We start from the raw sequence: 22824 nt of genomic DNA, 5'->3' as shown, positions 1-22824 counted from the left end.
CAAGTGGCGGTCAACGAACGAGGACGCCTGACGGTTCCCGCCCCCGTCCCTCCGATATGGACTGAGCCTGACGCGGCGGCGTCGTTCGGGCGAGACGTGGGCGTCCGGTTCAGGCGGCGCGTTCGACAGGGGCGAAGGCGGCGAGGTCGGCCGCATCGCCGGTGGTGGACAGGAGGCGAGGCAGGTCGATCAGGACGACGAAGCCGTCGTCGCGCCGCACCACGCCGGAGATATAGTCCGAGCGCCATTTGATCCCGATATCGGGCGAGGGCTCGATCTGGTCGGCGGCGAAGCTGGTCACCTCGAACACCCGGTCGGCGACCAGACCCAGGCTCAGGGTCCGGTCCTCCAGCGGGATGTCCAGGACCAGGATCCGGGTGTTCAGGGTCGGTTCGACCGGCGCCATCCCCAGGCGGATCCGCAGATCCGCCGTGGGAACGCCCTGGCCGCGCACATCGGTCAGACCCATCAGATAGGCGGGGCTGTTGGGGATGCGCGACGGGGCCTGATAGGTCAGGATCTCCCGCACCAGCCCGACCGGGGCGGCGAAGACCTCCTCGCCCAGGCCGAAGCTGACGTACTGGCCGGCGAAGGCGCCGCTCACGGGGCTGTCGGCCGAGGTCTTTCTTTCCGCTTGGCCGGACATCAGGCGCTCTCCCGGAAGTCCATGTCCTCGGCGTCAGCGCCGCCGACCGTCATGTCCAGGGCGAAGCCCTGGGCTCGGGCCTGCTGGGCGTGGACCGGGGATTTGGCCGAAGCCGGGGCCGAAGTCGATCGGGCCGCGGAGCTGAGCACGGTGACCCTGGCGCCCGTCGCACGGTGGCGCGGCGAGGCCGAGGCGCGCGGCGCCGAACGCCCTTCGCCCGAGGCGTCGGTGCGGAAGAAGGCGATCGAGGTCTGAAGCTCTTCGGCCTGGGCCGCCAGTTCTTCCGAGGTCGCCGACATCTCTTCCGAGGCCCCGGCGTTCTGCTGGGTCACCTTGTCCAGCTGCTGGACCGCCTCATTGATCTGGTTGGCGCCGATGTCCTGTTCACGACAGGCGGCGGAGATTTCCGAGACCAGTTCGGCGGTCTTGCGGATGTCCGGCACCAGACGCTGCAGCATGTCGCCGGCTTCCTGAGCGGCCTTGACCGTGTCGCATGAGACGGTGCCGATTTCAGCGGCGGCCGTCTGGCTGCGTTCGGCCAGTTTACGCACTTCCGAAGCCACCACCGCGAAGCCCTTGCCGTGCTCCCCGGCGCGGGCGGCCTCGACCGCCGCGTTCAGGGCCAGCAGATCGGTCTGACGCGCGATCTCCTGCACGATGCCGATCTTGTCGGCGATGGTGCGCATGGCGTCCACGGCGCGGTTGACCGCCTCGCCGCTGGCCTCAGCGTCCTTGGCCGACTGGCGCGAGATCTTCTCGGTCTGGGCGGCGTTGTCGGCGTTCTGTTTGATGTTGGCGGCCATCTGTTCCATCGAAGAGGAGACCTGTTCCGCCGCCGCCGCCTGTTCTGTGGCGCCCTGGCTCATCTGTTCGGACGTCGAAGACAGTTCCTGGCTGCCGGACGACACATTGTCGGCGGCCGACAGGGCGTCGGACACCACGCCGCGCAGCCGTTCGATCATAGTGTTCAGATTGCCCAGCATGTCGCCGATCTCATCGCGGGTGGTGACGGCGACCGTCCTGGTCAGATCCCCCTCGGCCACGGCGCGGACCGCCTCATTGGCGCGATGCAGACCCCGCTTGATGACGAAGGACACCAGGGTGCAGCCGCCCAGGGCCACCAGAACCGCCGCAACGGCGGTGATGATCAGGCCGGTTCGGGCGTTTTCGAAGACGGTTGTGGTGGCCGCCTCGGCCTCCTTCATCTTCTCCCTGTCGATTTCAACGATGCGGTGGGTGGACTTCTCCAGTTCGGCCGCCAAGGTCCGGGCCTCGTTCAGCATCAGGGCGCCGGCGCCGGCCTTGTCGTTCGCCAGGGCCAGACGATGAACCTCGTTGCTGATCAGCTTGTACTGGGCCCAGGTGTCGGCCAGCTTGGTCCAGTCGCCCTTGGCCTCGGGCGAGGCGGCGGCGAGGGCCTGGTTCAGCTGATCTTCAAGGCGTCCTGCAGCCTGTTTCGCCTCTTCCGAAAAGGTCCGGACCTGCGCGGGGTCGGTCGCCAGCACCATGCCGCGTTCGCGCCGCACCACGCCGCCGAACTCGGCGTCCACACTCTGGGCGCGGCTCAGCTGCGCCGCCGGCCCCTCGATCAGTTCGGTGATGGATTGGTTTAACGTCCCCAGTCGGCTGATCGACAGGGCGACGATGCCGACGAGGGCCAGGATCAACAGGCCGAAGGTTACGGCCAGCTTGGCCTTTATGGTGAAACGCATGATCTCTCTCCGCAATGGCCGGTTAGGGGTGGGCGAGGGACGCGACCGGCCATGGGGCGTCCTGAAAATTGAAGAAGGGGCGAAGCGCGGTCAGGTCAGACCTCGCCGGGGGCGCGCAACGCCCCCTCTTGGTCGAAATAGTAACAGTCATCTCAGTCCCCTTCCGCAGCCTTAGCCACACAACCAGAAGCATCATTAGCTTGCATGGTTAAACCGGCTTCAACCCTGGGTTAGGGGGTTGTACTTAGCGCAGCAACTATACTGAAAACCGCGCAAAGAGGCTGGGCCGCGCCCTGATCGTGCAAGGCTAACCATGCAGCCCTGAGTGTTCGCCATAGACCCAGGCGGCGTAGGAACGGCCTTCGGCGGCGCCGACCGCCTCGCTCCTAGAGCCTGATCCGTTGAGGAGGAACCGCTTCGCGGTTCCGCTGAAACGGTGAATCAGGCTCCAGATTAAAGCGAGAGCATGATTCACGCTTCTGTCGGAACCGCTATGCGGTTCCGTCCGAAACGATCATGCTCTTGCCGAGCGAAAGATACCGTCGGACCAAAGACCGCAAACGTCAATAAGTCTGCGTCTGATTCTCATCAGTAATCCGATCATCGACCAAGGTCGTAATCCATTGCACAGAGACGCAAGGCATCTATTCTCAATGGTGACCAGGACTCGACCATCGAGAAGCGGGCCGGCGTCGAAGGAGGAGGAAAGCTGTTGGAAGATTCGCTGGCGAGCAGCGTCTTTGTCGGCGCGCCGATGGCGATCGTGGCCGTCGATCGGACCGGCCGTGTCCGCAACCATAATCCGGCGGCTCAACAGCTGTTCGGCGCCGTTTTGGACGATCCGTCCCTGAGCATCGACGCCCTGTTTGAAGGCTTTAATCTGGACGACGTCGCCACCCCCGAGGCGGCCCAGGCCTTCAATGGCCGCCGCGATCCGTCGGGCCAGGCCCCCATCTGGCAAGCGCGTCGCGCCGACGGCGAAGACGCCTTCGTCGAGATCCAGGCCACCCGCTTCACCCACAAGACCTGCGACTGCGCCACCCTGTTCATTCAGGACGTGTCCGCCCGGGTCGCCGCCGAGACCGCCGTCCAGGATCTGCGGCTTCAGATCATGTACAATTGGCGGCTGAACTCGCTGGGCGAAGTGGCCTCGATGGCGGCCCATGATCTGAGCCAACCCCTGTCCGCCGCCGCGAACTTTCTGGAGGCGGCCCGGCGGATGGCTGAGGCCCGGCCGGAGGCTGCGGACGACCTCCCTCAGGCGCTGATCGCCGCCAAGGGCCAGATCGACCGGGCGACAGCCATCATTCGCCGCCTGCGCCAGATGATGCGTCACGAATCCGGTCCTCGGGTTCGGGAAAATGTGTCGGAGGTGGTCAAGGAAATCCTGCCGATCCTCAGGATGCACGCAGGGGGGACGAGGGCGGACATACAGGTGCGGCTGGACCCGGCGGATACGGCCTGGTGCGACCGCGTGCAGATTCAGCAGGTCCTGATCAATCTGATCCGCAATGCGCTCGACGCCCCGGAGAACGGCAAGCGCCGCCGCATTGAGATTGCGGGCGGCCCGGTCGACGGCGGCTACCAGCTGTCGGTCGCCGACAACGGCCCCGGCGTCGCCCCTGACATGGCCGGCAAATTGTTCGAGCCCCTGGCCAGCAGCAAGCCCGGCGGCATGGGCCTGGGTTTGTCGATCTGCCGCACCCTGGTGGAGGCCCACGGCGGAACCCTGGCCCTGACGCCCAGCCCCTTGGGTGGGGCGGCCTTCGCCTTCAACCTGGCCGACGAGACCTTGACCGAAGCGCCCCGCCCCGCCGAATCGAACCGGAGCGACGACTTGCTCCTGCTGAGGCGCGCCTCCAGCGGCGGGGCCGCGGTGGTCAGCCGGGCGCCGATCGGCCCGGGCGCCGTCTTTTCCCGCCTGAGTTAGGACCGCCCCCAACCGGAAAGCGGCGCGCGTCGGTTGAGAACCTCAGCCGACGAAATGGGCGTGGAAGCCAGCCGGTCCCAACACCCACAGGTCGTAGCGTCCGCCGTCGGCCGACAGGTCCCAGGCGCCCGTCAACCGTCCGCCCGCCCCCACCGTGTAGCGCCGGGGCAGCCGATCCAGGTGCAACCGGTCATAGACATGGAAGACCGCGGCCAGATCCCCCTGCGACACGAAGGTGAGTTCCGCGCGCGCCGCCGCCGCATCGACGTCGCAATGGGCCTGAAGCCGATAGCGATGCGGGCGCATGGGCCTCTGGCCCGGCTCCTGCACCGGGCGCGCCGGCCGGACCGGAGCGGTCGGCGACGGCTGTTCGGGAATGGCGGCCGCCCGCGCCCGGACCTCTGCGGTCTCGGGCAGGCGATCGACGAAAGGCGTCTGGTTCGGCGTGGCGAAGTCGAAGGCGGTCGTCAGGTCGCTGCACACCGCCCGACGCCAGGGCGAGATGTTCGGCTCCATCACCCCGAAGCGACGCTCCAGAAACCGGATCACCGAGGTGTGGTCGGCCACCTCCGAATGGACGAAACCGCCGCGCGACCAGGGCGACAGCACATACATGGGCACCCGCGGCCCCAGGCCGTAGGGCCGCCCCCGGAACTGGGCCTCGTCCCCGTCGGCGCCGGGCGCCGGCAGGCGGTGGTATTCCCCCTCGGTCGAGACGGTGGAGGCGCCGGCGAAACCGCCGGGCGCATCGGCGTCGGGCGACGGCGGGGCGGGCGGCGGGACGTGGTCGAAGAAGCCGTCGTTCTCATCGAAGTTGATGAACAGCACCGTCCGCGCCCAGACGGCGGGATCGGCTGTCAGGGCGTCGATGACGCGAGACATATAGTCCGCCCCCTGGGCCGGGCTGGACGGGCCGGGGTGTTCGGACCCCTCGGCCGTGCCGATGATCCACGACACCTGCGGCAGGCGGCCGGCCAGGACGTCGGCCTTCAGCTGATCCAGGTCGCGGGTGGACAGGGCCCGTTCCTTCAGCGCCGGGTCCGAACCCGGCTCGCCACGCCAGGCGCGGCGATAGGCCATGAAGTTCTGGACCGGGTTGTCGCCGAAATTGTCGGCCAGATTCTGATAGTGGCGCCAGTCGATCCCCGCCGCCTGAAGCCGCTCGGCATAGGTGGTCCAGTCATAGCGGGGCTGGTCGGCGTCGGGCTTGTTCAGATCGTCGTCGACATTGTCGATGACCGGGCCGCCGGCGCGGCCGTGCGGGTCGTTCGTCCCGCTGAACAGGAACAGGCGGTTGGTGTTGGTCCCCGTCTGGACCGAGCAGTGATAGGCGTCGCACAGGGTGAAGGCCTCAGCCATGGCGTATTGGAACGGGATGTCCTCGCGCCGATAATAGCCCAGTGCGCGCTGGGTCTTGGCCTCGGGCCAATGGGCCATACGCCCCTGGTCCCAGGCCGCCTGGGCGTCGGGCCAGTGGTGGGGCGTCCCCTCCATCCTCATCAGGTCGAAGTCGGCGGTCGTCGCCAGGTGGAAGGGACCGACCTCGGCGGCGGGCTGGACCGTGCGGTCCACCTGAGTCCAGACGTCGCGCGGGGCGCCGTCGGGGCCGGACGCGACGGGAATGGGATGGGGATCGCCGAAGCCCCGCACCCCGGCCAGGGCGCCGAAATAGTGGTCGAAGCTGCGGTTCTCCTGCATCAGGATCACCACATGGGCCACGTCCTCGATCGTGCCCTTGCGGACGTCGGCCGGAATGGACAGGGCCCGCGCCAATGAGGCCGGAAGCCCCGCCGCCAAGGCCGCGCCCAGGCCGCCGGCGAGGCCGCCCGCCAGAAGAGATCGCCGATCGACAGACATCAGATGTTTCCGAACAAGGCCCGCGCCGATCTTATGACCGGCGCGGGCGACAGGTTTGCGACGGTGAGGACCAAGCCCCTCAGTGACGCCAGGTCAGACCCAGACCCAGCATGCGCGGCGCGGTCTGATAGCCGATGGTGTAGCGTTCCGACTTGCCGCGCGTGGCCCAGTAGCCGGCCTCGCCCGTCAGGTTCTCGCCATAGGCGCTGAGCACCAGCTGGTCGGTCAGTTGCAGACGCGCGCCGAAGTCCAGCGTTGCCTGGGGCTGGATGTATTCATCCAGCGCATTGGCGCGCAGGGTGGCGATGTAGCGGCCGCGATAGCTGTAGCCCAGGTCGGCGTCGAACCGGTCGCGCTTGTAGCTCAGGCCGACGTTGCCCAGGACCTTGGGCGCATTCGGCAGGCCCACCTCGACGCCTTCGCGCCAGGCGATGCCGGGATCGGCCTTGCTGGGCTGGTAGGTGTAGTTGGCCCAGGCTGAGAAGCCGGCGATCAGGTCGCGGCGCCCTGCAAGCTCGACGCCCCAGATGGTGGCGTCCTTGCCGTTGGCCGAGGTGGTGATCGGCACGCCGTCGGCGCCGACCATCACCTGCGAGCCCGCCGACTGATAGATGAAGTTGTCGATCTCCTTGCGGAACAGGCCGACCGACAGGAAGCCTTGTTCGCCGGCGTACTGGACGCCCAGATCGAAGTTCAGGGCCTCGGCCGGCTTCAGATCGGGGTTGCCCTTGGCGATGGAGACGATCCGCGGGCCGTTGGACTCGATGTTGATCCCCTTGGAGATGTCCGTGAAGTTGGGACGGGCGAAGGAGGTCCAGACGGCGGCGCGCACGGTCCAGTCCGCGTTCGGACGCCAGTCGACGTGCAGGCTGGGCAGGACCTGGGTGTAGCTGGCCTCGGTCGTGCCGGTGGCGCCGCCGAACTCGCGCGTGACCACGCCGGTGACGGCGTCCTCGGTCGTGACCAGAGCCTCGTTGTGGATGTCGGTCCGCTCCACCCGCGCCCCGGCCGTGGCCGACCAGGCGCCCCGTTCCAGCACCGCCATGGCGTAGCCGCTGTAGCTGGTCTCGCGGCCCGAGGAGTCGTTCAGGTTCCAGGGGTATTCGTCGTCCGTCACGCGCGGCGCGGCTTGCAGCACGGCCAGGACGCGGTTCATCTCCAGGATCGTGCCGAAGCGCGTCAGGCCGCGATAGTGGTCGTCGTCGAAATGATCGATCGAGCCCGCGATCAGGTCGCTGTGGTCCGACAGGGGCGAGCCGCCGGCCAGACCCGGAATGTCGCGCGTGCCGCTGTCGACGTCCTGCTGCTGATCATAATCCCGTTGCGACCGGCGGAAGCGGAAGCCGCCCTTGACGGTCTTCAGCACGCCCTTGTCTTCCGGAGACCAGGCCAGATTGACGGCGGCGTAGGCCTGAGAGTCTTCGGAGATCCGGCGATACAGTTCGGCGTAGTCGAACTTCAGATTGGCCGGGTTCAGCATGGCCGAGGACTGGGCCTCGCTCATCACCCAGGTCGGGTGTTTGCTGTCCGAAGCGTCGAAGCCGATCGGGGTGCTGTAGATCGGCAGGCTGCCGTCCGTGACATATTCCATATACCACTGGTTCGGCGTCTCGGTCCGGCCGTAGGTATAGGCGATGTCGTAGTCCAGCTCGAAGGCGCTGCGGACGTGGCGGCCGCCCAGGTTCAGCACGCCCAAGCGGTTGTCCTCCTGCTTCACCTCGGCGCCCATCAGGGACGAGAAGCTGTTGATGGCGCCCTTGTCGTCCTGACCGGTCTTGACGTCGATATAGTCGTGCAGCTGATCGTTCTTCCACTGGGAGTACAGGCCGCGCAGGTGAAGTTCGTCATTCGACGTCGGGCGGTACTCCAGGGTGAAGTTGCCGCCGGTGCGGTCGATGTCGTTCACGAACCGGTCCAGGCCGTGCGAGACCAGCCGCAGGGGGGTGTCTTCCGACAGGACGGTGTCGCTATCCGGCAGGAGGCCGTTCGGACGCCAGCTGGTGTTGTAGCTGATGTTCTCGTTGCGCTCGCCCGTAATGGTCCGTTCGGTATGGAAGACCACGCCGTAAAGGCCCAGGGTCCGGTCGGAATCGAGGAAGGTCGAGAAGGCGCCGGTCAGGTCGGTCGCCGTCTTGTCCGCGATGTTTTCCCGGCTGGCGCGGACCGAAAGGCTGGCCATGCCGTCGCCGAAGTCGAAGGGGCTGGGCAGGCGGAAGTCGATGGTGCCGCCGACCGCGTCGCCGTCCAGATCCGGGGTCACGCTCTTGACCACCCGCACCGTGTCCAGGCCGTCGGGCGGCAGCAGGTCCAGGGCCACGGCGCGGTTGTCGCGGCCCGAGGTCGCCAGGCGCACGCCGTTCATCGTGTAGACGTTCAGGGCGCTGTCCAGGCCGCGAATGCTGACGTAGCGGGCGTCGCCCGTGCCGCGGTCGTTGACGGTGCTGACGCCCGGCAGACGCTTCAGCGCCGCCGCCACGCTGGTGGACGGGATGGTCAGCAGCTCATCGGCGGAGATGACTTCCGAAACGATGTCGGCCTGGCGCTGCTCCGCCTCGGCGCGGCGGGTGGCGCTGCGCGAACCGGTCACGATGATGTCGGCGAGGTTGGCGGCGTCCGCCGTCCCGCCTTGGGCCGGCGCGGTTTGAGCCAAGGCGGCGGCGGGCAGGATCGCTGCGAGCGCTGCGCCGCACAGCAGGGCGCGCGCGCAAAAGCGCGTGTTTGAAAGAACCATGATGACATCCCCTGACGTTTGGACGGCGCTGAGCCGTCTTCGAACGATCTACGCCGGGCCTGTGACATCGATGTGAACTATTGTGGCATTTTGTGTTTTTGTGTGGATTTTGACGAAGGCAGGCGCCACATGTCACACGAGTTGCATGACCCAAGGCACGGCGTTGAATCAGTCCGCACGGCTCGAAGCCCTATTGTCCGCCCTGGCTGATCAGGGCGCCTGTTCGATCGCCGATCTGGCGACGGCCTTTGATGTGTCCGAGGAGACGATCCGCCGCGACATCCGACGGCTGGAGCAGGAAGGGGCGGTGCGAAAGGTGCACGGCGGCGTCCGCCTGCCTGATCGCCGCGCCGAGGCGCCGTGGCGGCAGAGACTGAACATCAACGCCGAGGCCAAGAAGCGGATCGCGGCCCGCGCGGCCGAGTTGGTCGAACCAGGCATGACCCTGCTGCTGGATTCCAGCACCACCGTCTTCTGGCTGGCGCGCCGGATCGCCTCTGTGCGCGATTTGACGGTGGTGACCAACAGTCTGGAGACGGCGGGAGAGCTGGCGGCCCTGTCGGACGCCCGGATCTTCCTGGCGGGCGGGGCGGTCAACCCCGCCTATCGGGCCAGTTTCGATGCGGACGCCGCCGCCTACGCCAACCGGTTCGTGCCGGACCTGGCCTTCTTCTCCATCGTCGCCATCGACGCCGCGCACGGCTTTCTCGATCACGAGCCGGAAGAGGCGGCCTATGCCCGGGCGGTGCTGCCCAATGCGCGCAAGGCGGTCTGTCTGACGGACGCCTCCAAATTCGGGGCGGCGGGCCGCGCCCAGGCGGCGGACTGGTCCCAGGTGGCCATGATCGTCACGGACCAGCCGCCCCCCGCCGCCGTCGCGGCTGCGGCGCGCGACGGCGGGGTCGAGGTGCGGATCGCCTGATCCGCACCGGCCGATCAGTCGATCGACATCACGATCCGGCCCTCGATCTGGCCTCTGTGCATCCGGGCGAAGATGTCGTTGATATTGTCCAGGGGTTCCACGGCGATGGTGGACTTGACCTTGCCCTGGGCGGCGAAGTCCAGCGCCTCCTGAAGGTCCAGGCGGGTGCCGACGATAGAGCCGCGCACCGTGGTGCCGTTCAGCACCATGTCGAAGATCGACAGGGGGAAGTCGCCGGGCGGCAGGCCGTTCAGGGCGACCGTCGCCCCGCGCGCCGTCATGCCCAGGGCCTGTTCGAACGCCTTGGGCGAGACGGCGGTGACCAGCACCCCCTGGGCGCCGCCGTCGGTCTGACGCTTGATCTCGGCGGCGGGGTCGTTGGAGGTCTTGGCGTTGACCGTCACCGAGGCGCCCAGACGCCGCGCCAGATCCAGCTTGGCGTCGTCGATATCGACGGCTGCGACGTTCATCCCCATGGCCTTGGCGTACTGCACCGCCAGATGGCCCAGGCCGCCGACGCCCGAGATCACCACCCAGTCGCCGGGCTTGGTCTCCGTCACCTTCAGCCCCTTATAGACGGTGACGCCGGCGCACAGGATCGGCGCGATCTCTTCAAAGCCGATGTTATTGGGCAGATGGCCGACGTAGTTCGGGTCCGCCACCACATATTCGGCGAATCCGCCGTTCACCGAATAGCCGGTGTTCTGCTGCTCGTGGCACAGGGTCTCCCAGCCGCCGAGGCAGTGTTTGCAATGGCCGCAGGCGGAATAGAGCCAGGGCACCCCGACGCGGTCGCCCTCCTTGACGTGTTTCACGCCGGCGCCGACGCCCGAGACGTAGCCGACGCCTTCGTGGCCCGGAATGAAGGGCGGATTGGGCTTGACCGGCCAGTCGCCCTCGGCGGCGTGCAGATCGGTGTGGCAGACGCCGCTGGCGACGACCTTCACCTGGATCATGCCGGGTCCGGGGGTGGGGATCGGCGCATCCTCGATCACCAGGGGCTTGCCGAATTCGCGCACGACGGCGGCCTTCATGGTTTTGGCCATGGTTCATCCTCGATCAGAAGGGGGAACGGGCGGACCGGAAGCAGGACACCGGCCCGCCCGCCTGGGAGCCGCTCTCCGGACAGACGGATCAGAGAGCGATCGGAGGATGGCCGATCCGGGACCGGCCATCCTTGATGCAGATCAGAAGAAGCCCAGCTTGTTCGGGCTGTAGCTGACCAGAAGGTTCTTGGTCTGCTGATAGTGGTCCAGCATCATCCGGTGGTTCTCCCGTCCGATGCCCGACTTCTTGTAGCCGCCGAAGGCGGCGTGGGCCGGATACTGGTGATAGCAGTTGGTCCAGACCCGCCCGGCCTGGATGGCGCGGCCGGCGCGATAGGCGGTGTTCATGTCGCGCGACCACACCCCGGCGCCCAGGCCGTATTCGGTGTCGTTGGCGATCTCCATCGCCTCTTCGAAGGTCTTGAAGGTGGTCACGGCCAGGACGGGACCGAAGATTTCCTCCTGGAAGATCCGCATGTCGTTCGTGCCTTTGAACACCGTCGGCTTGACGTAGTAGCCGCCGGCCAGATCGTCCTGAAGCTGGGCCTGGTCGCCCCCGGTCAGGACCTGGGCGCCCTCTTCGCGGCCGATCTTCAGATAGCTCAGGATCTTCTTCAGCTGCTGGTCCGACGCCTGGGCGCCGATCATGGTCGCAGGGTCCAGCGGGTCGCCCTGGACGATGGCCTCGACCCGGGCGATCGCCTTCTCGATGAAGGCCTCATAGATGTCTTCGTGGATCAGGGCGCGGCTGGGGCAGGTGCAGACCTCGCCCTGGTTCAGGGCGAACATCGCAAAGCCTTCAAGCGCCTTGTCCAGGAAGGCGTCGTCGGCGTCCATCACGTCCTTGAAGAAGATGTTCGGCGACTTGCCGCCCAGCTCCAGCGTCACCGGAATGATGTTCCGCGTCGCATATTCCATGATCTTCTGGCCGACGGCGGTTGAGCCGGTGAAGGCGATCTTGGCGATGCGCGGATTGGTGGCCAGGGGCTCGCCCACCTCGGCGCCCGTGCCGGAGACGATGTTCAGCACGCCGGCGGGCAGCAGGTCCTGGATCAGTTCGACGACGACCAGGATCGAGGCCGGGGTCTGTTCCGCCGGCTTCATGACGATGCAGTTGCCCGCCGCCAGGGCCGGCGCGATCTTCCAGGCGGCCATCAGGATCGGGAAGTTCCACGGGATGATCTGACCGACCACGCCCAGCGGTTCATGGAAGTGATAGGCGACCGTATCGTGGTCCAGTTCCGAGATCCCGCCTTCCTGGGCGCGGATGCAGCCGGCGAAATAGCGGAAGTGGTCGATCGCCAGCGGAATGTCGGCGGCCAGAGTCTCGCGCACCGGCTTGCCGTTGTCCCAGGTTTCGGCCTCGGCCACGGCCTGGAGGTTGGCTTCGATCCGGTCGGCGATCTTGTTCAGGATCACGGCGCGTTCGGCGACGCTGGTCTTGCCCCAGGCGTCCTTCGCCGCGTGGGCGGCGTCCAGGGCCAGCTCGACGTCGGCCGCGTCCGAGCGTGCGACCTCGCACAGGACGCGGCCGTTCACCGGGGAGGTGTTCTCGAAATACCGGCCGTTGACGGGGGCGACCCAGCGGCCGCCGATGAAGTTGTCATAGCGCGTCCTGAACTTGGGCGTCACGGCGCGGGCGAATTGGGGCTTGGTCACGAGTACGTCTCCTGCGGTTTCCTCGGGCGCCGACTGTCCGGCGTCGTTTGAGGCAAACTCGGTCCACAGGGCGCGCGACGCCAGAAGCCCCTTTCATGATGCGGCGCAAACCTGTCGCAGATTTGCGACAGATTACAGGAGGCTGTTACTGGGCGTCGTTCAGACCCAGCCGGTGCAGCTTGCGGTGCAGGGTGGCGCGGCTGATGCCCAACAGGCGGGCGGCGGCCGAGACATTGCCTCCGCTGCGCGCCAGGGCCCGGCGCACCGCGCCCCGTTCCGCCTCCAACAGGTCCGCCTCGGCCGCGCCGGGCGTCAGAAGGTCCGAGGCCGGCAGCTGGGCGGCGATCCGTTCGTCGGTGATCGACAGGGACAGGCGCGCCGCCCGCGTCGCCCCGATCACCAGATCGTCGCGATCCACGGCCAGCAGGGCCGCCGCATTCCGTTCGCCCGCGCTTCCGGCCAGGACGATGCGGGCGTCGCAGAAGGTCTGACGGAAGGCCTGGGCCTCGATCGACCGGGCGGCGTCGGCCACGGCGGCCGAGATCAGACCCAGTATGGCCTCGGTCGCATCCGCCCGGCAGGACGAGACGTCCAGCGCCCCCGCCAGCCGGCCGAACGGGTCGTGGATCGGATGGGTGACGCAGCTCAGGCCGGTGTTGCGGGCGTGGAAATGCTGGTCGCGGTGGATGGTGACGGGGCGGTGTTCGGCCAGGGCCGTGCCGATGCCGTTGGTGCCCTCATGCGCCTCGGACCAGACCGCGCCCGGCCACAGGCCCCAGCGATGAAAGGTCTCGTCGTCCGCCGCCGCTCCGCGCCGCTCCACCGGCACCCCCTCGGCATTGGTCAGCAGGACGCAGCAGCCGACCCCGCCGACCGCCAGAAACAGCCGGTCCAGCACCCCCTCGGCCGCGCGGGTCATCGGCTCCATCGCCTGACGGGCGTCCTGCAGCGCCTGTTCAGAGATCGTCTCCACAGCCCCGGCCCGCACCGGATCGAGGCCGTAGAGGGTGATGGACCGACGCCAGGAGGCCGCCAGGGCGGAGCGCGCGCCGGCGCCCTCGTCCAGCGCCTGCTGGATCAGGCTGGCGTGATCGGTCTGGGACCGCAGGCTCATGGACGACCTCCGAAAGATCGACAGTCCCCGGATCAGACGCCTGCAAAGCCTCCGCGTCAATCCGACCTTGGTCCCCCTCCCCCGCCTCGTCGCCCGGTCAGCCCAGGTTGGAAAGACGACATTGGGAACCGCCTGCTGATCCCCGGCCTTGTCTCCGCATCGCAGGAGACCCGAATGTCCATCATCGACAAGGCCTTGGCCGCCGTAACCCCCCAACCCGGCCAAGAGGCCCGCGCCGAAGCCACAGCCCAGGCGCGCGCGGCCGCCGCGCCCGGCGACTGGCTGTCGCTGGTTCTGGACCATCACGACGAAATCCGCGCCGCCTTCGCCCGCGGACGCCAGGTGAAGTCGGCGGCCGACCGCCAGGCGGCCCTCAAGGCCCTGGCCCTAGTGCTGAACGGCCATTCGATCGCCGAGGAGCTGGTCCTCTACCCCGCCCTGGGACAGGCCGGCGAGAAGATGCACGCCGCCCACGCCTATCTGGAACAGACCACCGCCAAGGCGCAGATGGCCGAGCTGGAGAACATCGCCCCTTCCAACACCGCCTGGCTGGACAAGTGGGAGCATATCGAAGGCGCCGTCCTGACCCATATGTACGAGGAGGAGAAGGGCTGGTTCATCACCCTGAAGCAGAAGGGCGAGGATCAGGCGCGGCTGACCGACCGCTATAGCGAGGAATATGAACGCTACACCGGCGCCCCGGCGCGTCAGGCCGCCTGATCCGATGAGCGACCGCGACCACAGCCGCGATTCGGCCGCCTCGGGTCTGGCTCAGGGCGGGCTGGGCGGGCCTGAGGATCAGCTACTGGAGGCGGGACAGGAGGAGGTCTTCGCCCGCGAAGAGGTCGAGACGGGCCGGATCGAACACCACTCCGACACCCAGACCTTGCCAGACGCCGAGGAGATCGAACCCTCCTCTCCGAACGCCGGAAGCGGCGCGGCAGGCGCGGCCTGACCATGGCCGAGGGTCTGCGCGACGCCGTGCCGGAGAATGCGGTGCACCTGTGCATCGACATGCAGCGGATGTTCGTCGAGGAGACGGCGTGGCGACTGGACTGGGCCGAGCGGGTCATGCCCCAGATCGTGCGCCTGTGCGAACGCCGGCCCGAACGGACCGCCTTCACCCGCTTCATCCCCGCCGCCCGACCGGGAGAAGGTCGCGGCGCCTGGCGCCGCTACTGGACGCGCTGGGCCTCCATGACCCTGGAGCGAATCGATCCCGGCCTGGTCGATCTGGCCCTGCCGCTTCAGCGGTTCGTCCCGCCCGGCCGGCTGATCGACAAACACGTCTATTCGCCCTGGGTGGGCTCGGACCTGGACGCGGTCCTGAGCCGCAGCGGGGTGGATACGCTGGTCGTCACGGGGGGCGAGACCGACGTCTGCGTTCTGGCGACCGTCCTGGGGGCGGTCGATCTGGGCTATCGGGTGGTGATCGCCCAGGACGCGCTCTGCAGCTCGGCCGACGGGCCCCATGACGATCTCCTGCGCCTCTATCACGACCGCTTCTCGCAGCAGATCGAGACGGCGACGGTCGACGAGATCCTGGACGGCTGGCGCTGACAGGCGGACCGGTCAGGGACCGGTCCGCCCTCTTCGTCAGGCGATGCCCGCCCCGCCCGTGACGCCATAAACCTCGCCGGTGACGTAGCTGGCCTCCTGGGACGCCAGAAGCACATAGACCGGCGCGATCTCGACCGGCTGGCCGGGCCGGCCGTAGGCGCTCTGTTCGCCGAAATGGACCACCTTCTCCATCGGCTGGCCGCCCGAGGGCTGAAGCACGGTCCAGAAGGGGCCGGGCGCCACGGCGTTGACGCGGATTCCCTTCTCCAGCAGCTGTTTGGACAGGGCCTTGGTGTAGGCGACGATCCCCGCCTTGGTCGTCGCATAGTCCAGCAATATGGCCGAGGGCTCATAGGCCTGGATCGAGGCGGTGGTGATCACCGCCGCCCCGGCCGGCAGATGCGGGACCGCCGCCTGGACGATCCAGTGCAGGGCGTAGAGATTGGTCTTCATCGTCCGGTCGAAATCCTCGGTCGAGACCTCGCCGACGGTCTCGCGGTACTGCTGACGCCCGGCGTTGACCACCAGGATGTCCAGCCCGCCCAGACCCTCGACCGCCTGGGACACCAGATCGCGGCACCAGGCCTCATCGGTCACGTCGCCCGGCAGGCGGACGACCTTGCGCCCCTCGGCCTCGATCAGCTGCGCCACCTCGGCGGCGTCCTTCTCTTCGGACGGCAGATAGGACAGGGCGACATCCGCCCCTTCGCGGGCGCAGGCGATGGCGGCGGCGCGGCCGATGCCGGAATCGCCCCCGGTGATCAGGGCCTTACGCCCAGCCAGGCGGCCCGAGCCCTTGTAGCTGGTCTCCCCATGGTCCGGCTTGGGGTCCATCTCCACCGCCAGACCCGGCGCCGGCTGGGGCTGCTCGGGGAAGGGCGGGCGGGGGTATTGGTCGCGGGGGTCCTGCATCGTCAAACGATCGGCCATGACGTCTCCTTTTCACTGGGTCGCCAGAACAACACGGACGCCTCCGCGCCCGTTCCGATCAAAAGCCGTCGCAAGACCTGCGGCTTGACCGAACGCCGGTCGAAGAGCGCGAGGCGCAAGAGGCGGAATCTTAAGGTTTTTGCGGCAAAGCTGCTCGGGTCGGCAGGAAAGTCGTCGCAGATCAAAGCTGAGCGGACGACGTCCATGACCATTCTGAACCGCAACAACGTCAGCGTCATTGGCGACTCCGGTCCGGTTCTTCTGTTCTCGCACGGCTTCGGCTGCGACCAGGGCATGTGGAGATCGGTCGCCGATCGGTTCGACGGCGTGGCCCGCATCGTCCTGTTCGACCATGTCGGCGCCGGCGCCTCGGACAGCGCCTGTTTCGATCCCGAACGTCACGCCGATCTGGGCGGCTACGCCGACGACCTGATCGAGGTGATCGAGGCGGTCGGCCTGGGTCCGGTCGTCTTCATCGGCCATTCGGTGGGCGCCAGCATCGGCGTCATCGCCGCCGTCCGGCGACCCGACCTGTTCCAGTCCCTGGCCCTGGTGTGCGGTTCGCCCCGCTATACGGACGCAGAAGACTATCGCGGCGGTTTCGCCCCGGCTGACATCGCCGATCTGCTGGCCCTGATGGACAAGAACATCGCCGAATGGACGACGGCCGTGGCGCCTGCGATCCTCGGGCCGTCAGCGGCTCAGGGCCAGGCCGACTGGAGCGCCAGCGTGTGCCGGGTCGATCCCGACATCGCCCGCCATTTCGCCCGCACCACCTTCCAGGCCGACGACCGCGACGCCTTTGCGGCCCTGGCTCTCCCCACCCTGTTGCTGGACAGCCGCGACGACGCCCTGGCGCCGACCTTCGTCGGGGATTGGATGGAGCGCCACATCCCCCAGGCGCGCCGGGTCGTCCTGCCGACCGAGGGCCACTGTCCCCATATGACCGAACCCGATCTGGTCGAGGCGGCCCTGCGTCGCCATCTGGACCTGCCGCCGCTGGACCTGGCGGCCTAGATGCAAAGTCCGTCCGTCCTGCTGGATCTGTTGAGCCAGGCGCCGGGCGGCCTGGGCCTGGTCGATCCCCATGGTCGGTTGCTGTGGCTGAACGACTATCTGGCCGACCTGCTGGACCTGCCCGCCGGAGACCAGGCCGAGGATCGCCGTCTGGTCGATCATCTGACCCCCGCCAGCCGGATCATGGTTCAGACGCGGCTTCGTCAGGAGCTGGCGATGGGCGGGCGGCTGGAGGAGCTGGCCCTGGACGTGCTCGCCTCTAACGGCGATCGGATTCCGGTCATGGTCAGCGCCGCCCAGACCCAGGGGACCGAAGGGCCGCTGATTCAACTGTGCGTCTCGCGCGCGCCCGTTCGTCGCGCCTATGAGGCGGCGGCGCCCCTGGCCGAAAAGCGCGCCGAGGCGGAACGCCAATCCGCCCGCGACGTCATCTCCGCCTTCGTGCGCCATTGCCCTGTGCCCTTGATCATGACGGATGCCGACCTGGTGGCGACCGGCGTCAGCCAGGCCTGGGAAAAGACCTACGGCCGACCGGCGCAGGACATGGTCGGACAGAGGGTGGACTCGCCGGCCAGGGCGCGCCCGGCCCAGATCGATTGGCCCAAGGTCTACGCCCGCGCCCTCGCCGGAGAGGCGATGAGCAGCGAGGGGCCCGTCCGCTCGGCCCTTGTCGACATGTGGTTCGAATGGGCGGTCATACCCTGGCGCGACGCCGAAGGGGCGATCGGCGGCCTGCTGCTGATGAATTTCGACGTCTCCGCCCTGGTCCGCGCGCGCGACGCCGCCGCCGCCGCCGACGCGGCCAAGTCGCGCTTCCTGGCCAATCTGAGCCATGAACTGCGCACGCCGCTGAACAGCGTCCTGGCGCCGCTGGAACTGCTGCGCGGACACGCCCTGCCCGAGGCGGCCCACAAGGCGCTGGAAACCGTGGCCCAGGCCGGGGCCGAGGTGACGCGCCGCATCACCACGCTGCTGGACTTCTCGCAGCTGGAAGGCGGAGGCTTCACGCCCCAGTCGTCGCCCCTGTCGGCGCGGACCCTGTGCGACGAGGTGCTGACGGAATGCGCCGACCTGATCGGCGACCGGCCGATCGTCCTGAGCGGCCCGGACACGGGCGCCGACGTCCAGGTTTCGGCCGACGGCGACGCCCTGAAGCGCATCCTGATCCAGCTGGTCGCCAATGGGGTGAAGTTCACCGAGACCGGCGCAGTTTCTCTGGATGTCCAATACGAAGACGACGCCCTGGTCTTCACCGTCGCCGACACCGGCTGCGGTTTCGACATCGACAGTTTCGACGCCCTCGTCCGCCCCTTCCATCAGCGCGACGTCACCGCGACACGGAAACACGGCGGCATGGGTCTGGGCCTGGCTCTGGCCGACGGCCTGGCCCGCGCCGTTGGCGGCGAACTGACCGCCCAGAGCACGATCGGCGTCGGCAGCCGCGTGACCTTGCGCGCGCCGGCGGTTCTGCTGTCGACGCCCGGGGTCAGGTCCGCCGCGACCGATGCGGAGCCCGCCGCCCTCCGCATCTTGGCCGTGGACGACAATCCCGCCAATCTGGCGGTGCTGAACGCGGTTCTGGCCGCTACGGGCGCGGAAGTCACCTGCGCCGAGAACGGGCTGGAAGCGGTCGAACTGAGCCGGTCGATGGATTTCGACCTGGTGCTGATGGACGTTCAGATGCCGGTGATGGACGGTCTGACGGCGATGCGGATCATCCGGGCCGAACACCCCTGTCCGCCCCCGATGATCGTCGTCAGCGCCAACGTCTCGCGCCCCGAGGTCGCCGAGGCGCGGGCGGCCGGCGCCGTTGAGGTGCTGGGCAAGCCTGTCGGCGCCGCCGTGCTGTTGCAGACCGTCGGCGCCGTGCTTCAGGCGGCGGCGGAACAGGCGTCCCAGGCCGCCTGAACGGCTACTGTCCCCGCTCGGCCTTCAGCAGGAAATAGGGCAGCAGGCCGGCGACCACCTGGCGGCTGGCGTCCTCGTCCTGATCCAGCATGTCGCGCAGAGGCGGGCCGATCAGGGCCTCGCCGAAGGCGCTGAGCGCAATGAACAGAACCGCCGACGACAGCTGTTTGGGCGAGGTGGTCAGGGGATCGCCCAGCTTGTCGCGGATCGCCTCGACCAGACCGTTCACCGCCGCCCGCACCGGTTCCAGATGGGTCAGGTCGCCCTTCAGCACGATCCAGGCCGCAAGCTTGCCCGCCCCGCCTTCCGCAAAGGCGTCGAAGACGGCGTTGATCAGCTCCAGCGGCGCCCCCTCATCGGTGCGCAGCCGGGCGATGGCGGCGTCCAGGGCGTTCGACAGATCCGCCACCATCGACCCCATCAGGGCCGACTGCAGCCCCTCGGCCGAACCGAAATGGTGGATCAGATTGGCGTGGGTCATGCCCAGGTCGTCGGCGACGGCCTTCAGGGTGACGGAGTCCGGCCCCCCGGCCAGCAAGCGCGCACGGGCGCAAGCCAGGACCTCCAGGCGGGCTTCTTCAGGGGTGCGACGACGGCGACGAACGCGCTCTATTGACATTGTTGTTAGTTACATCCATGTAGATAGCACTGGTTAAGCTCAGCGCCCGGAGAGAGCAAGTGACGGCTGAACTGATGATGGACGACGCCCTGGTCGATGCGCGCCCCCGCAGCGACAGTCTGGGGCGGCCCCGGCGGATCGAAATCGGCCGGGCCTTTCGCGCCCTGCGCCGCCTGATCGCGAACAAGGAAGACACCACCCAGGTCTTCGAGATCATGAACGCCCTGGCCGGAAACTCGGTGCGACGCGGCTATATGCGCATGCTGGAGACGCCCGAGGGCGCGCGCCAGGCCTTCAAGATGGTCGAGCTGGCGGACCGGCTGCACGACCGCCCCTGGCTGGAATCCATGCCCGCCGGATCGGTGGGCCGCGCCTATCTGGACTTCATCGACGAACGCAATCTGTCGGCCTACGGCCTGGCGAACGATAGCCGCAAGGTGGCCGACAGCGACATAGAGGCGGCCCACCCCTACGCCTGGTACGCCCGGCGTCTGCGCGACATCCATGATCTGTGGCACGTTCTGGCGGGCTATCGCACGGATGCGCTGGGCGAGGCCTGCGTGGTCGCCCTGTCCCTGCCCCAGACGGGCAGCAAGGGCTTCGGCCTGATCGCCATCGGCGCCGCCGTCGAGATCACCAAGGCCCGCACCGGCTATCCCTGCGCCCGCGCCGTCTTCGAGGCCTGGCGTCGGGGGCGGAAGGCGGCCTGGCTGCCGGCCCTGGACTATGAGGCCCTGATGGCGGAGCCGCTGGATCAGGCGCGGGCGCGGCTGGGCCTGGGAGGGCCGACGCTCTACGACCGCATCCCGGTCGAGGTCCGCAACCGCCTGCTGGTCCGGGGCTGATGCGTCGCCCGACCTGGCTCGCCGCCTTGACCCTGGCCGGCGCGACCCTGATCGGCGGCGTCGCGGCCGCCGCCCCGGCCTCGGCCCAGGACAATCCGCTGCTGGGGCGGTGGCGCACCGGCGCCCAGGGCGGGGTGGTCGAAATCCACCGCTGCGGCGCCGCCCTGTGCGGCCGAGTGGTGGACGCCGCCGCCCTGCGTCGAAATCCCGATCAGACCGATGTGCGCAACCGCGACCCGGACTTGCGGAGCCGGCCGCTCAGGGGCCTGCGCGTTCTGGACGGATTCACCGGCGGCCCCACGACCTGGTCCGGCGGCCCCCTCTATGATCCGGACAGCGGTCACCGCGCCGCGCGCGGAACCCTGACCCTGGTCGAGAGCGATCGTCTGTCCTTGCGGGGCTGTATCGCCCCCCTTCTGTGCCGCACCCAGACCTGGACCCGGCTGCGCTAGATCAGCCCGCCATCGCCCGTCCCGCCGCCCGTCCGGTGAACAGACAGCCGCCCAGGAAGGTGCCCTCCAGGGCGTTGTAGCCGTGGGCGCCGCCCCCGCCGAACCCCGCCGCCTCGCCCGCCGCATAGAGACCCTCCAACACCGATCCGTCGCCCCGCAACACCCGGCTGTCCAGATCCGTCTGCACCCCGCCCAGGCTCTTGCGCGTCAGGACGCTCAGCTTGACGCCGATCAGGGGGCCGGCGGCCGGGTCCAGCAGACGGTGCGGTTTCGCCACCCGCGCCAGCCGGTCGCCCAGATAGCGGCGGGCGTTGTGCACGCCCTGGATCTGCAGATCCTTGGCGAAGGGGTTGGCGATCTGGGCGTCGCGCGCCTCCACCACACGCCGCACCGCCTCAATCTTCAGCAGGGGCGTCGGCGTCAGGGCGTTCATGCCCGCGACCAGGGTCTCCAGATCCTGGGCCACCACGAAGTCCGCCCCCCTGGCCTTGAAGGCCTCGACCTCGGGCGAGGCGCCCTTGCCCAGCCGCGTCTTCAGCACCCGCAGCCAGTCGCCCGAGGTGATGTCGCCGTTCTGCTCCGAGCCTGAGAGGGCGAACTCCTTTTCGATGATCGACTGGGTCAGGATGAACCAGGAATGGTCGTGCGCGGCCAGGTCCGGCGCGGTGCGCAGATGGCGCAAGGTGGACAGGGTGTCGTACCCCGGCAGGGCGGGGAACGGCAGCCGCCGCCCCAGGGCGTCCAGCCACAGGGACGAGGGGCCGGGCAGGATGCGGATGCCGTGTCCGGGCCAGATCGGGTTCCAGTTCCGCAGACCCTCGACATAGTGCCACATCCGGTCGCGGTTCACGAGCCGGGCGCCCGCCGCCTCGGCGATGTCCAGCCCCCGTCCATCGACATAGGCGGGCACGCCCGTGACCATCGTCTGCGGCGGCCGCCCCAGCCGTTCGGGCCAGAAGCGGCGCACCTTGTCGTGGTTCCCGCCGATGCCGCCGGTGGCGATCAGGACCGACGGGGCGCGCAGGGTGAAATCGCCCGCGACCTCGCGGCTGGAAGGGGCGCCGCGCGGAGCCTCGCTGGACGCCAGGCGGACGCCCGCGACGCCGGTCACACGGCCCGCCTCGACGATCAGCTGATCCACCCGACTGCGGAAATGGAAGGTCAGCCGACCCTGGGCCTGGGCCTCCAGGGCGCGGGCGGCGAATGGGCCGCTGACGCCCGTGCCCGTGCCCCAGGCCACATGGAAGCGCGGGACGGAGTTGCCGTGCCCCTGGGCCCGGCCGTCGCCCCGTTCGGCCCAGCCGACCATGGGGGTGAGGCGGATTCCATGGCGGCGCAGCCAGTCGCGCTTTTCGCCGGCGGCGAACTCGACATAGGCCCGGCCCCAGCGGGCGGCCCATTCGTCCTCGGCCAAGTCGCCGTCCAGCCGGTCCCAGCCGGCGCTGCCCCGCCAGTCGGACCAGGCCAGGTCGAAACTGTCACGCACCCCCAGACGCCGCTGTTCGGGGCTGTCCACCAGAAACAGGCCGCCGAAGGACCAGAAGGCCTGACCGCCCAGATTGGCGGCGTTCTCCTGATCCACCACCGCCACCCTGCGCCCGGCCTGGACCAGTTCATTGGCGGCGACCAGGCCGGCCAGGCCCGCCCCGACGACTATGGCGTCACAGTCCATTTCGTCCCTCCTGATCCGCGCCCTCAGCCCTCGCGAAAGTCTGAAATCGCACCGTCTGCGGATGGCCGTCAACCGACATCATTGTCAATAGGTATTGACATGAGAGTGAGTAGTGCGAAGCTGGCGACAACCGCCGGTGGCCCCGCCCCGCCGAGCGGAAATATCAGGCGGGAGGAAACGCACATCAGGACGCCGTCTCCGGTC

Annotated in this window: 20 protein-coding genes; 9 read left to right on the top strand and 11 right to left on the bottom strand. The window is 68.4% G+C overall.

Annotation, left to right across the window (positions count from 1 at the left end; translation table 11 throughout):
- Nucleotides 1-109 precede the first annotated feature (109 nt).
- Both BSP_RS05565 and BSP_RS05560 read right to left on the bottom strand, forming a co-directional pair.
- On the bottom strand, nucleotides 110-646 hold the full coding sequence (locus tag BSP_RS05565) for a chemotaxis protein CheW (protein WP_152949581.1): 537 nt from the start codon (nucleotides 644-646) through the stop codon (nucleotides 110-112).
- Nucleotides 646-2358 carry a methyl-accepting chemotaxis protein gene (locus BSP_RS05560; protein ID WP_152949580.1) on the bottom strand — a complete coding sequence of 571 codons (1713 nt, stop codon included), beginning with the start codon at nucleotides 2356-2358 and terminating at the stop codon, nucleotides 646-648. Before BSP_RS05560 ends, BSP_RS05565 begins: the two co-directional genes overlap by 1 nt.
- A 712-nt stretch (nucleotides 2359-3070) precedes the next feature.
- Here BSP_RS05560 and BSP_RS05555 point away from each other — a divergent pair.
- Nucleotides 3071-4288, top strand: coding sequence for a sensor histidine kinase (locus BSP_RS05555; RefSeq protein WP_227976049.1), 1218 nt, complete (start codon nucleotides 3071-3073; stop codon nucleotides 4286-4288).
- Between the two features lie 42 nt (nucleotides 4289-4330).
- Here the strand turns inward: BSP_RS05555 and BSP_RS05550 are convergent, their stop codons facing one another.
- Together BSP_RS05550 and BSP_RS05545 are read right to left on the bottom strand one after the other, a co-directional pair.
- Nucleotides 4331-6145, bottom strand: coding sequence for a phosphocholine-specific phospholipase C (locus BSP_RS05550; protein WP_152949579.1), 1815 nt, complete (start codon nucleotides 6143-6145; stop codon nucleotides 4331-4333).
- A 79-nt stretch (nucleotides 6146-6224) separates the two neighbouring features.
- Entirely contained in the window at nucleotides 6225-8876 is a 2652-nt protein-coding gene (locus tag BSP_RS05545; protein ID WP_152949578.1) for a TonB-dependent receptor, read from the bottom strand.
- A 145-nt stretch (nucleotides 8877-9021) separates the two neighbouring features.
- Here BSP_RS05545 and BSP_RS05540 point away from each other — a divergent pair, with 145 nt between their 5' ends.
- Nucleotides 9022-9798 carry a DeoR/GlpR family DNA-binding transcription regulator gene (locus tag BSP_RS05540; RefSeq protein WP_152949577.1) on the top strand — a complete coding sequence of 259 codons (777 nt, stop codon included), beginning with the start codon at nucleotides 9022-9024 and terminating at the stop codon, nucleotides 9796-9798.
- Between the two features lie 14 nt (nucleotides 9799-9812).
- Here BSP_RS05540 and adhP read toward each other — a convergent pair whose 3' ends face one another.
- From adhP to BSP_RS05525, 3 genes are all read right to left on the bottom strand, one after another.
- On the bottom strand, nucleotides 9813-10844 hold the full coding sequence (gene adhP / locus BSP_RS05535) for an alcohol dehydrogenase AdhP (protein ID WP_152949576.1): 1032 nt from the start codon (nucleotides 10842-10844) through the stop codon (nucleotides 9813-9815).
- 141 nt (nucleotides 10845-10985) lie between these two features.
- Nucleotides 10986-12503, bottom strand: a complete 1518-nt coding sequence (locus BSP_RS05530; protein ID WP_152949575.1) for an aldehyde dehydrogenase family protein — start codon at nucleotides 12501-12503, stop codon at nucleotides 10986-10988.
- 145 nt (nucleotides 12504-12648) lie between these two features.
- Nucleotides 12649-13617, bottom strand: coding sequence for a GAF domain-containing protein (locus BSP_RS05525; RefSeq protein WP_054764826.1), 969 nt, complete (start codon nucleotides 13615-13617; stop codon nucleotides 12649-12651).
- 174 nt (nucleotides 13618-13791) lie between these two features.
- Here BSP_RS05525 and BSP_RS05520 point away from each other — a divergent pair, with 174 nt between their 5' ends.
- From BSP_RS05520 to BSP_RS05510, 3 genes are read left to right on the top strand one after another with little or no spacing between them, the layout of a single operon-like run.
- The gene (locus BSP_RS05520; protein ID WP_152949574.1) at nucleotides 13792-14337 is read left to right on the top strand and encodes a hemerythrin domain-containing protein; all 546 of its coding nucleotides are present in this window, start codon (nucleotides 13792-13794) and stop codon (nucleotides 14335-14337) included.
- Between the two features lie 4 nt (nucleotides 14338-14341).
- Nucleotides 14342-14572: a hypothetical protein gene (locus tag BSP_RS05515; protein ID WP_152949573.1), complete on the top strand. Its 231-nt coding sequence runs from the start codon at nucleotides 14342-14344 to the stop codon at nucleotides 14570-14572.
- 2 nt (nucleotides 14573-14574) lie between these two features.
- Complete coding sequence (locus tag BSP_RS05510; RefSeq protein ID WP_152949572.1) at nucleotides 14575-15177, top strand: cysteine hydrolase family protein; 603 nt, start codon at nucleotides 14575-14577, stop codon at nucleotides 15175-15177.
- 36 nt (nucleotides 15178-15213) lie between these two features.
- On the opposite strand, the gene BSP_RS05505 is transcribed toward BSP_RS05510, so the two are convergent.
- Together BSP_RS05505 and BSP_RS16180 are read right to left on the bottom strand one after the other, a co-directional pair.
- On the bottom strand, nucleotides 15214-16107 hold the full coding sequence (locus BSP_RS05505; protein ID WP_152949571.1) for an SDR family oxidoreductase: 894 nt from the start codon (nucleotides 16105-16107) through the stop codon (nucleotides 15214-15216).
- Entirely contained in the window at nucleotides 16092-16346 is a 255-nt protein-coding gene (locus tag BSP_RS16180; protein ID WP_194167007.1) for a hypothetical protein, read from the bottom strand. Before BSP_RS16180 ends, BSP_RS05505 begins: the two co-directional genes overlap by 16 nt.
- Between BSP_RS16180 and BSP_RS05500 the strand changes: the two genes are divergently transcribed.
- On the top strand, nucleotides 16312-17124 hold the full coding sequence (locus BSP_RS05500; protein ID WP_194167006.1) for an alpha/beta fold hydrolase: 813 nt from the start codon (nucleotides 16312-16314) through the stop codon (nucleotides 17122-17124). The two genes, BSP_RS16180 and BSP_RS05500, sit on opposite strands and share 35 nt — an antisense overlap.
- Nucleotides 17125-19032, top strand: coding sequence for a PAS domain-containing sensor histidine kinase (locus BSP_RS05495; RefSeq protein ID WP_152949569.1), 1908 nt, complete (start codon nucleotides 17125-17127; stop codon nucleotides 19030-19032).
- Between the two features lie 4 nt (nucleotides 19033-19036).
- Here BSP_RS05495 and BSP_RS05490 read toward each other — a convergent pair whose 3' ends face one another.
- On the bottom strand, nucleotides 19037-19651 hold the full coding sequence (locus tag BSP_RS05490; RefSeq protein WP_152949568.1) for a TetR/AcrR family transcriptional regulator: 615 nt from the start codon (nucleotides 19649-19651) through the stop codon (nucleotides 19037-19039).
- Nucleotides 19652-19710: 59 nt separating this feature from the next.
- Here BSP_RS05490 and BSP_RS05485 point away from each other — a divergent pair, with 59 nt between their 5' ends.
- Together BSP_RS05485 and BSP_RS05480 are read left to right on the top strand one after the other, a co-directional pair.
- On the top strand, nucleotides 19711-20496 hold the full coding sequence (locus tag BSP_RS05485; RefSeq protein WP_370513375.1) for a Coq4 family protein: 786 nt from the start codon (nucleotides 19711-19713) through the stop codon (nucleotides 20494-20496).
- The gene (locus BSP_RS05480; protein ID WP_152949567.1) at nucleotides 20496-20948 is read left to right on the top strand and encodes a DUF2147 domain-containing protein; all 453 of its coding nucleotides are present in this window, start codon (nucleotides 20496-20498) and stop codon (nucleotides 20946-20948) included. Before BSP_RS05485 ends, BSP_RS05480 begins: the two co-directional genes overlap by 1 nt.
- 1 nt (nucleotide 20949) lies before the next feature.
- On the opposite strand, the gene BSP_RS05475 is transcribed toward BSP_RS05480, so the two are convergent.
- Nucleotides 20950-22620, bottom strand: a complete 1671-nt coding sequence (locus BSP_RS05475; protein WP_152949566.1) for an FAD-binding dehydrogenase — start codon at nucleotides 22618-22620, stop codon at nucleotides 20950-20952.
- Nucleotides 22621-22824 lie beyond the last annotated feature (204 nt).

Origin of the sequence: Brevundimonas sp. Bb-A, from assembly GCF_009394735.1 — a bacterium.
GTDB lineage: Bacteria > Pseudomonadota > Alphaproteobacteria > Caulobacterales > Caulobacteraceae > Brevundimonas > Brevundimonas aurantiaca.
The sequence above is the reverse complement of the archived record's forward strand: the minus strand, read 5'-3'. Positions and strand labels throughout refer to the sequence as shown.

Bases quoted from the DNA above. Each gene is read 5' to 3' on its own strand.
- BSP_RS05540 (WP_152949577.1), top strand. From the start codon at position 9,022: ATGACCCAAGGCACGGCGTTGAATCAGTCCGCACGGCTCGAAGCCCTA.
- BSP_RS05550 (WP_152949579.1), bottom strand. From the start codon at position 6,145: ATGTCTGTCGATCGGCGATCTCTTCTGGCGGGCGGCCTCGCCGGCGGC.
- BSP_RS05525 (WP_054764826.1), bottom strand. From the start codon at position 13,617: ATGAGCCTGCGGTCCCAGACCGATCACGCCAGCCTGATCCAGCAGGCG.
- BSP_RS05475 (WP_152949566.1), bottom strand. From the start codon at position 22,620: ATGGACTGTGACGCCATAGTCGTCGGGGCGGGCCTGGCCGGCCTGGTC.
- BSP_RS16180 (WP_194167007.1), bottom strand. From the start codon at position 16,346: ATGACGCTGACGTTGTTGCGGTTCAGAATGGTCATGGACGTCGTCCGC.
- BSP_RS05490 (WP_152949568.1), bottom strand. From the start codon at position 19,651: ATGTCAATAGAGCGCGTTCGTCGCCGTCGTCGCACCCCTGAAGAAGCC.
- BSP_RS05510 (WP_152949572.1), top strand. From the start codon at position 14,575: ATGGCCGAGGGTCTGCGCGACGCCGTGCCGGAGAATGCGGTGCACCTG.
- adhP (WP_152949576.1), bottom strand. From the start codon at position 10,844: ATGGCCAAAACCATGAAGGCCGCCGTCGTGCGCGAATTCGGCAAGCCC.
- BSP_RS05500 (WP_194167006.1), top strand. From the start codon at position 16,312: ATGACCATTCTGAACCGCAACAACGTCAGCGTCATTGGCGACTCCGGT.
- BSP_RS05515 (WP_152949573.1), top strand. From the start codon at position 14,342: ATGAGCGACCGCGACCACAGCCGCGATTCGGCCGCCTCGGGTCTGGCT.
- BSP_RS05520 (WP_152949574.1), top strand. From the start codon at position 13,792: ATGTCCATCATCGACAAGGCCTTGGCCGCCGTAACCCCCCAACCCGGC.
- BSP_RS05545 (WP_152949578.1), bottom strand. From the start codon at position 8,876: ATGGTTCTTTCAAACACGCGCTTTTGCGCGCGCGCCCTGCTGTGCGGC.
- BSP_RS05480 (WP_152949567.1), top strand. From the start codon at position 20,496: ATGCGTCGCCCGACCTGGCTCGCCGCCTTGACCCTGGCCGGCGCGACC.
- BSP_RS05565 (WP_152949581.1), bottom strand. From the start codon at position 646: ATGTCCGGCCAAGCGGAAAGAAAGACCTCGGCCGACAGCCCCGTGAGC.
- BSP_RS05495 (WP_152949569.1), top strand. From the start codon at position 17,125: ATGCAAAGTCCGTCCGTCCTGCTGGATCTGTTGAGCCAGGCGCCGGGC.
- BSP_RS05560 (WP_152949580.1), bottom strand. From the start codon at position 2,358: ATGCGTTTCACCATAAAGGCCAAGCTGGCCGTAACCTTCGGCCTGTTG.
- BSP_RS05505 (WP_152949571.1), bottom strand. From the start codon at position 16,107: ATGGCCGATCGTTTGACGATGCAGGACCCCCGCGACCAATACCCCCGC.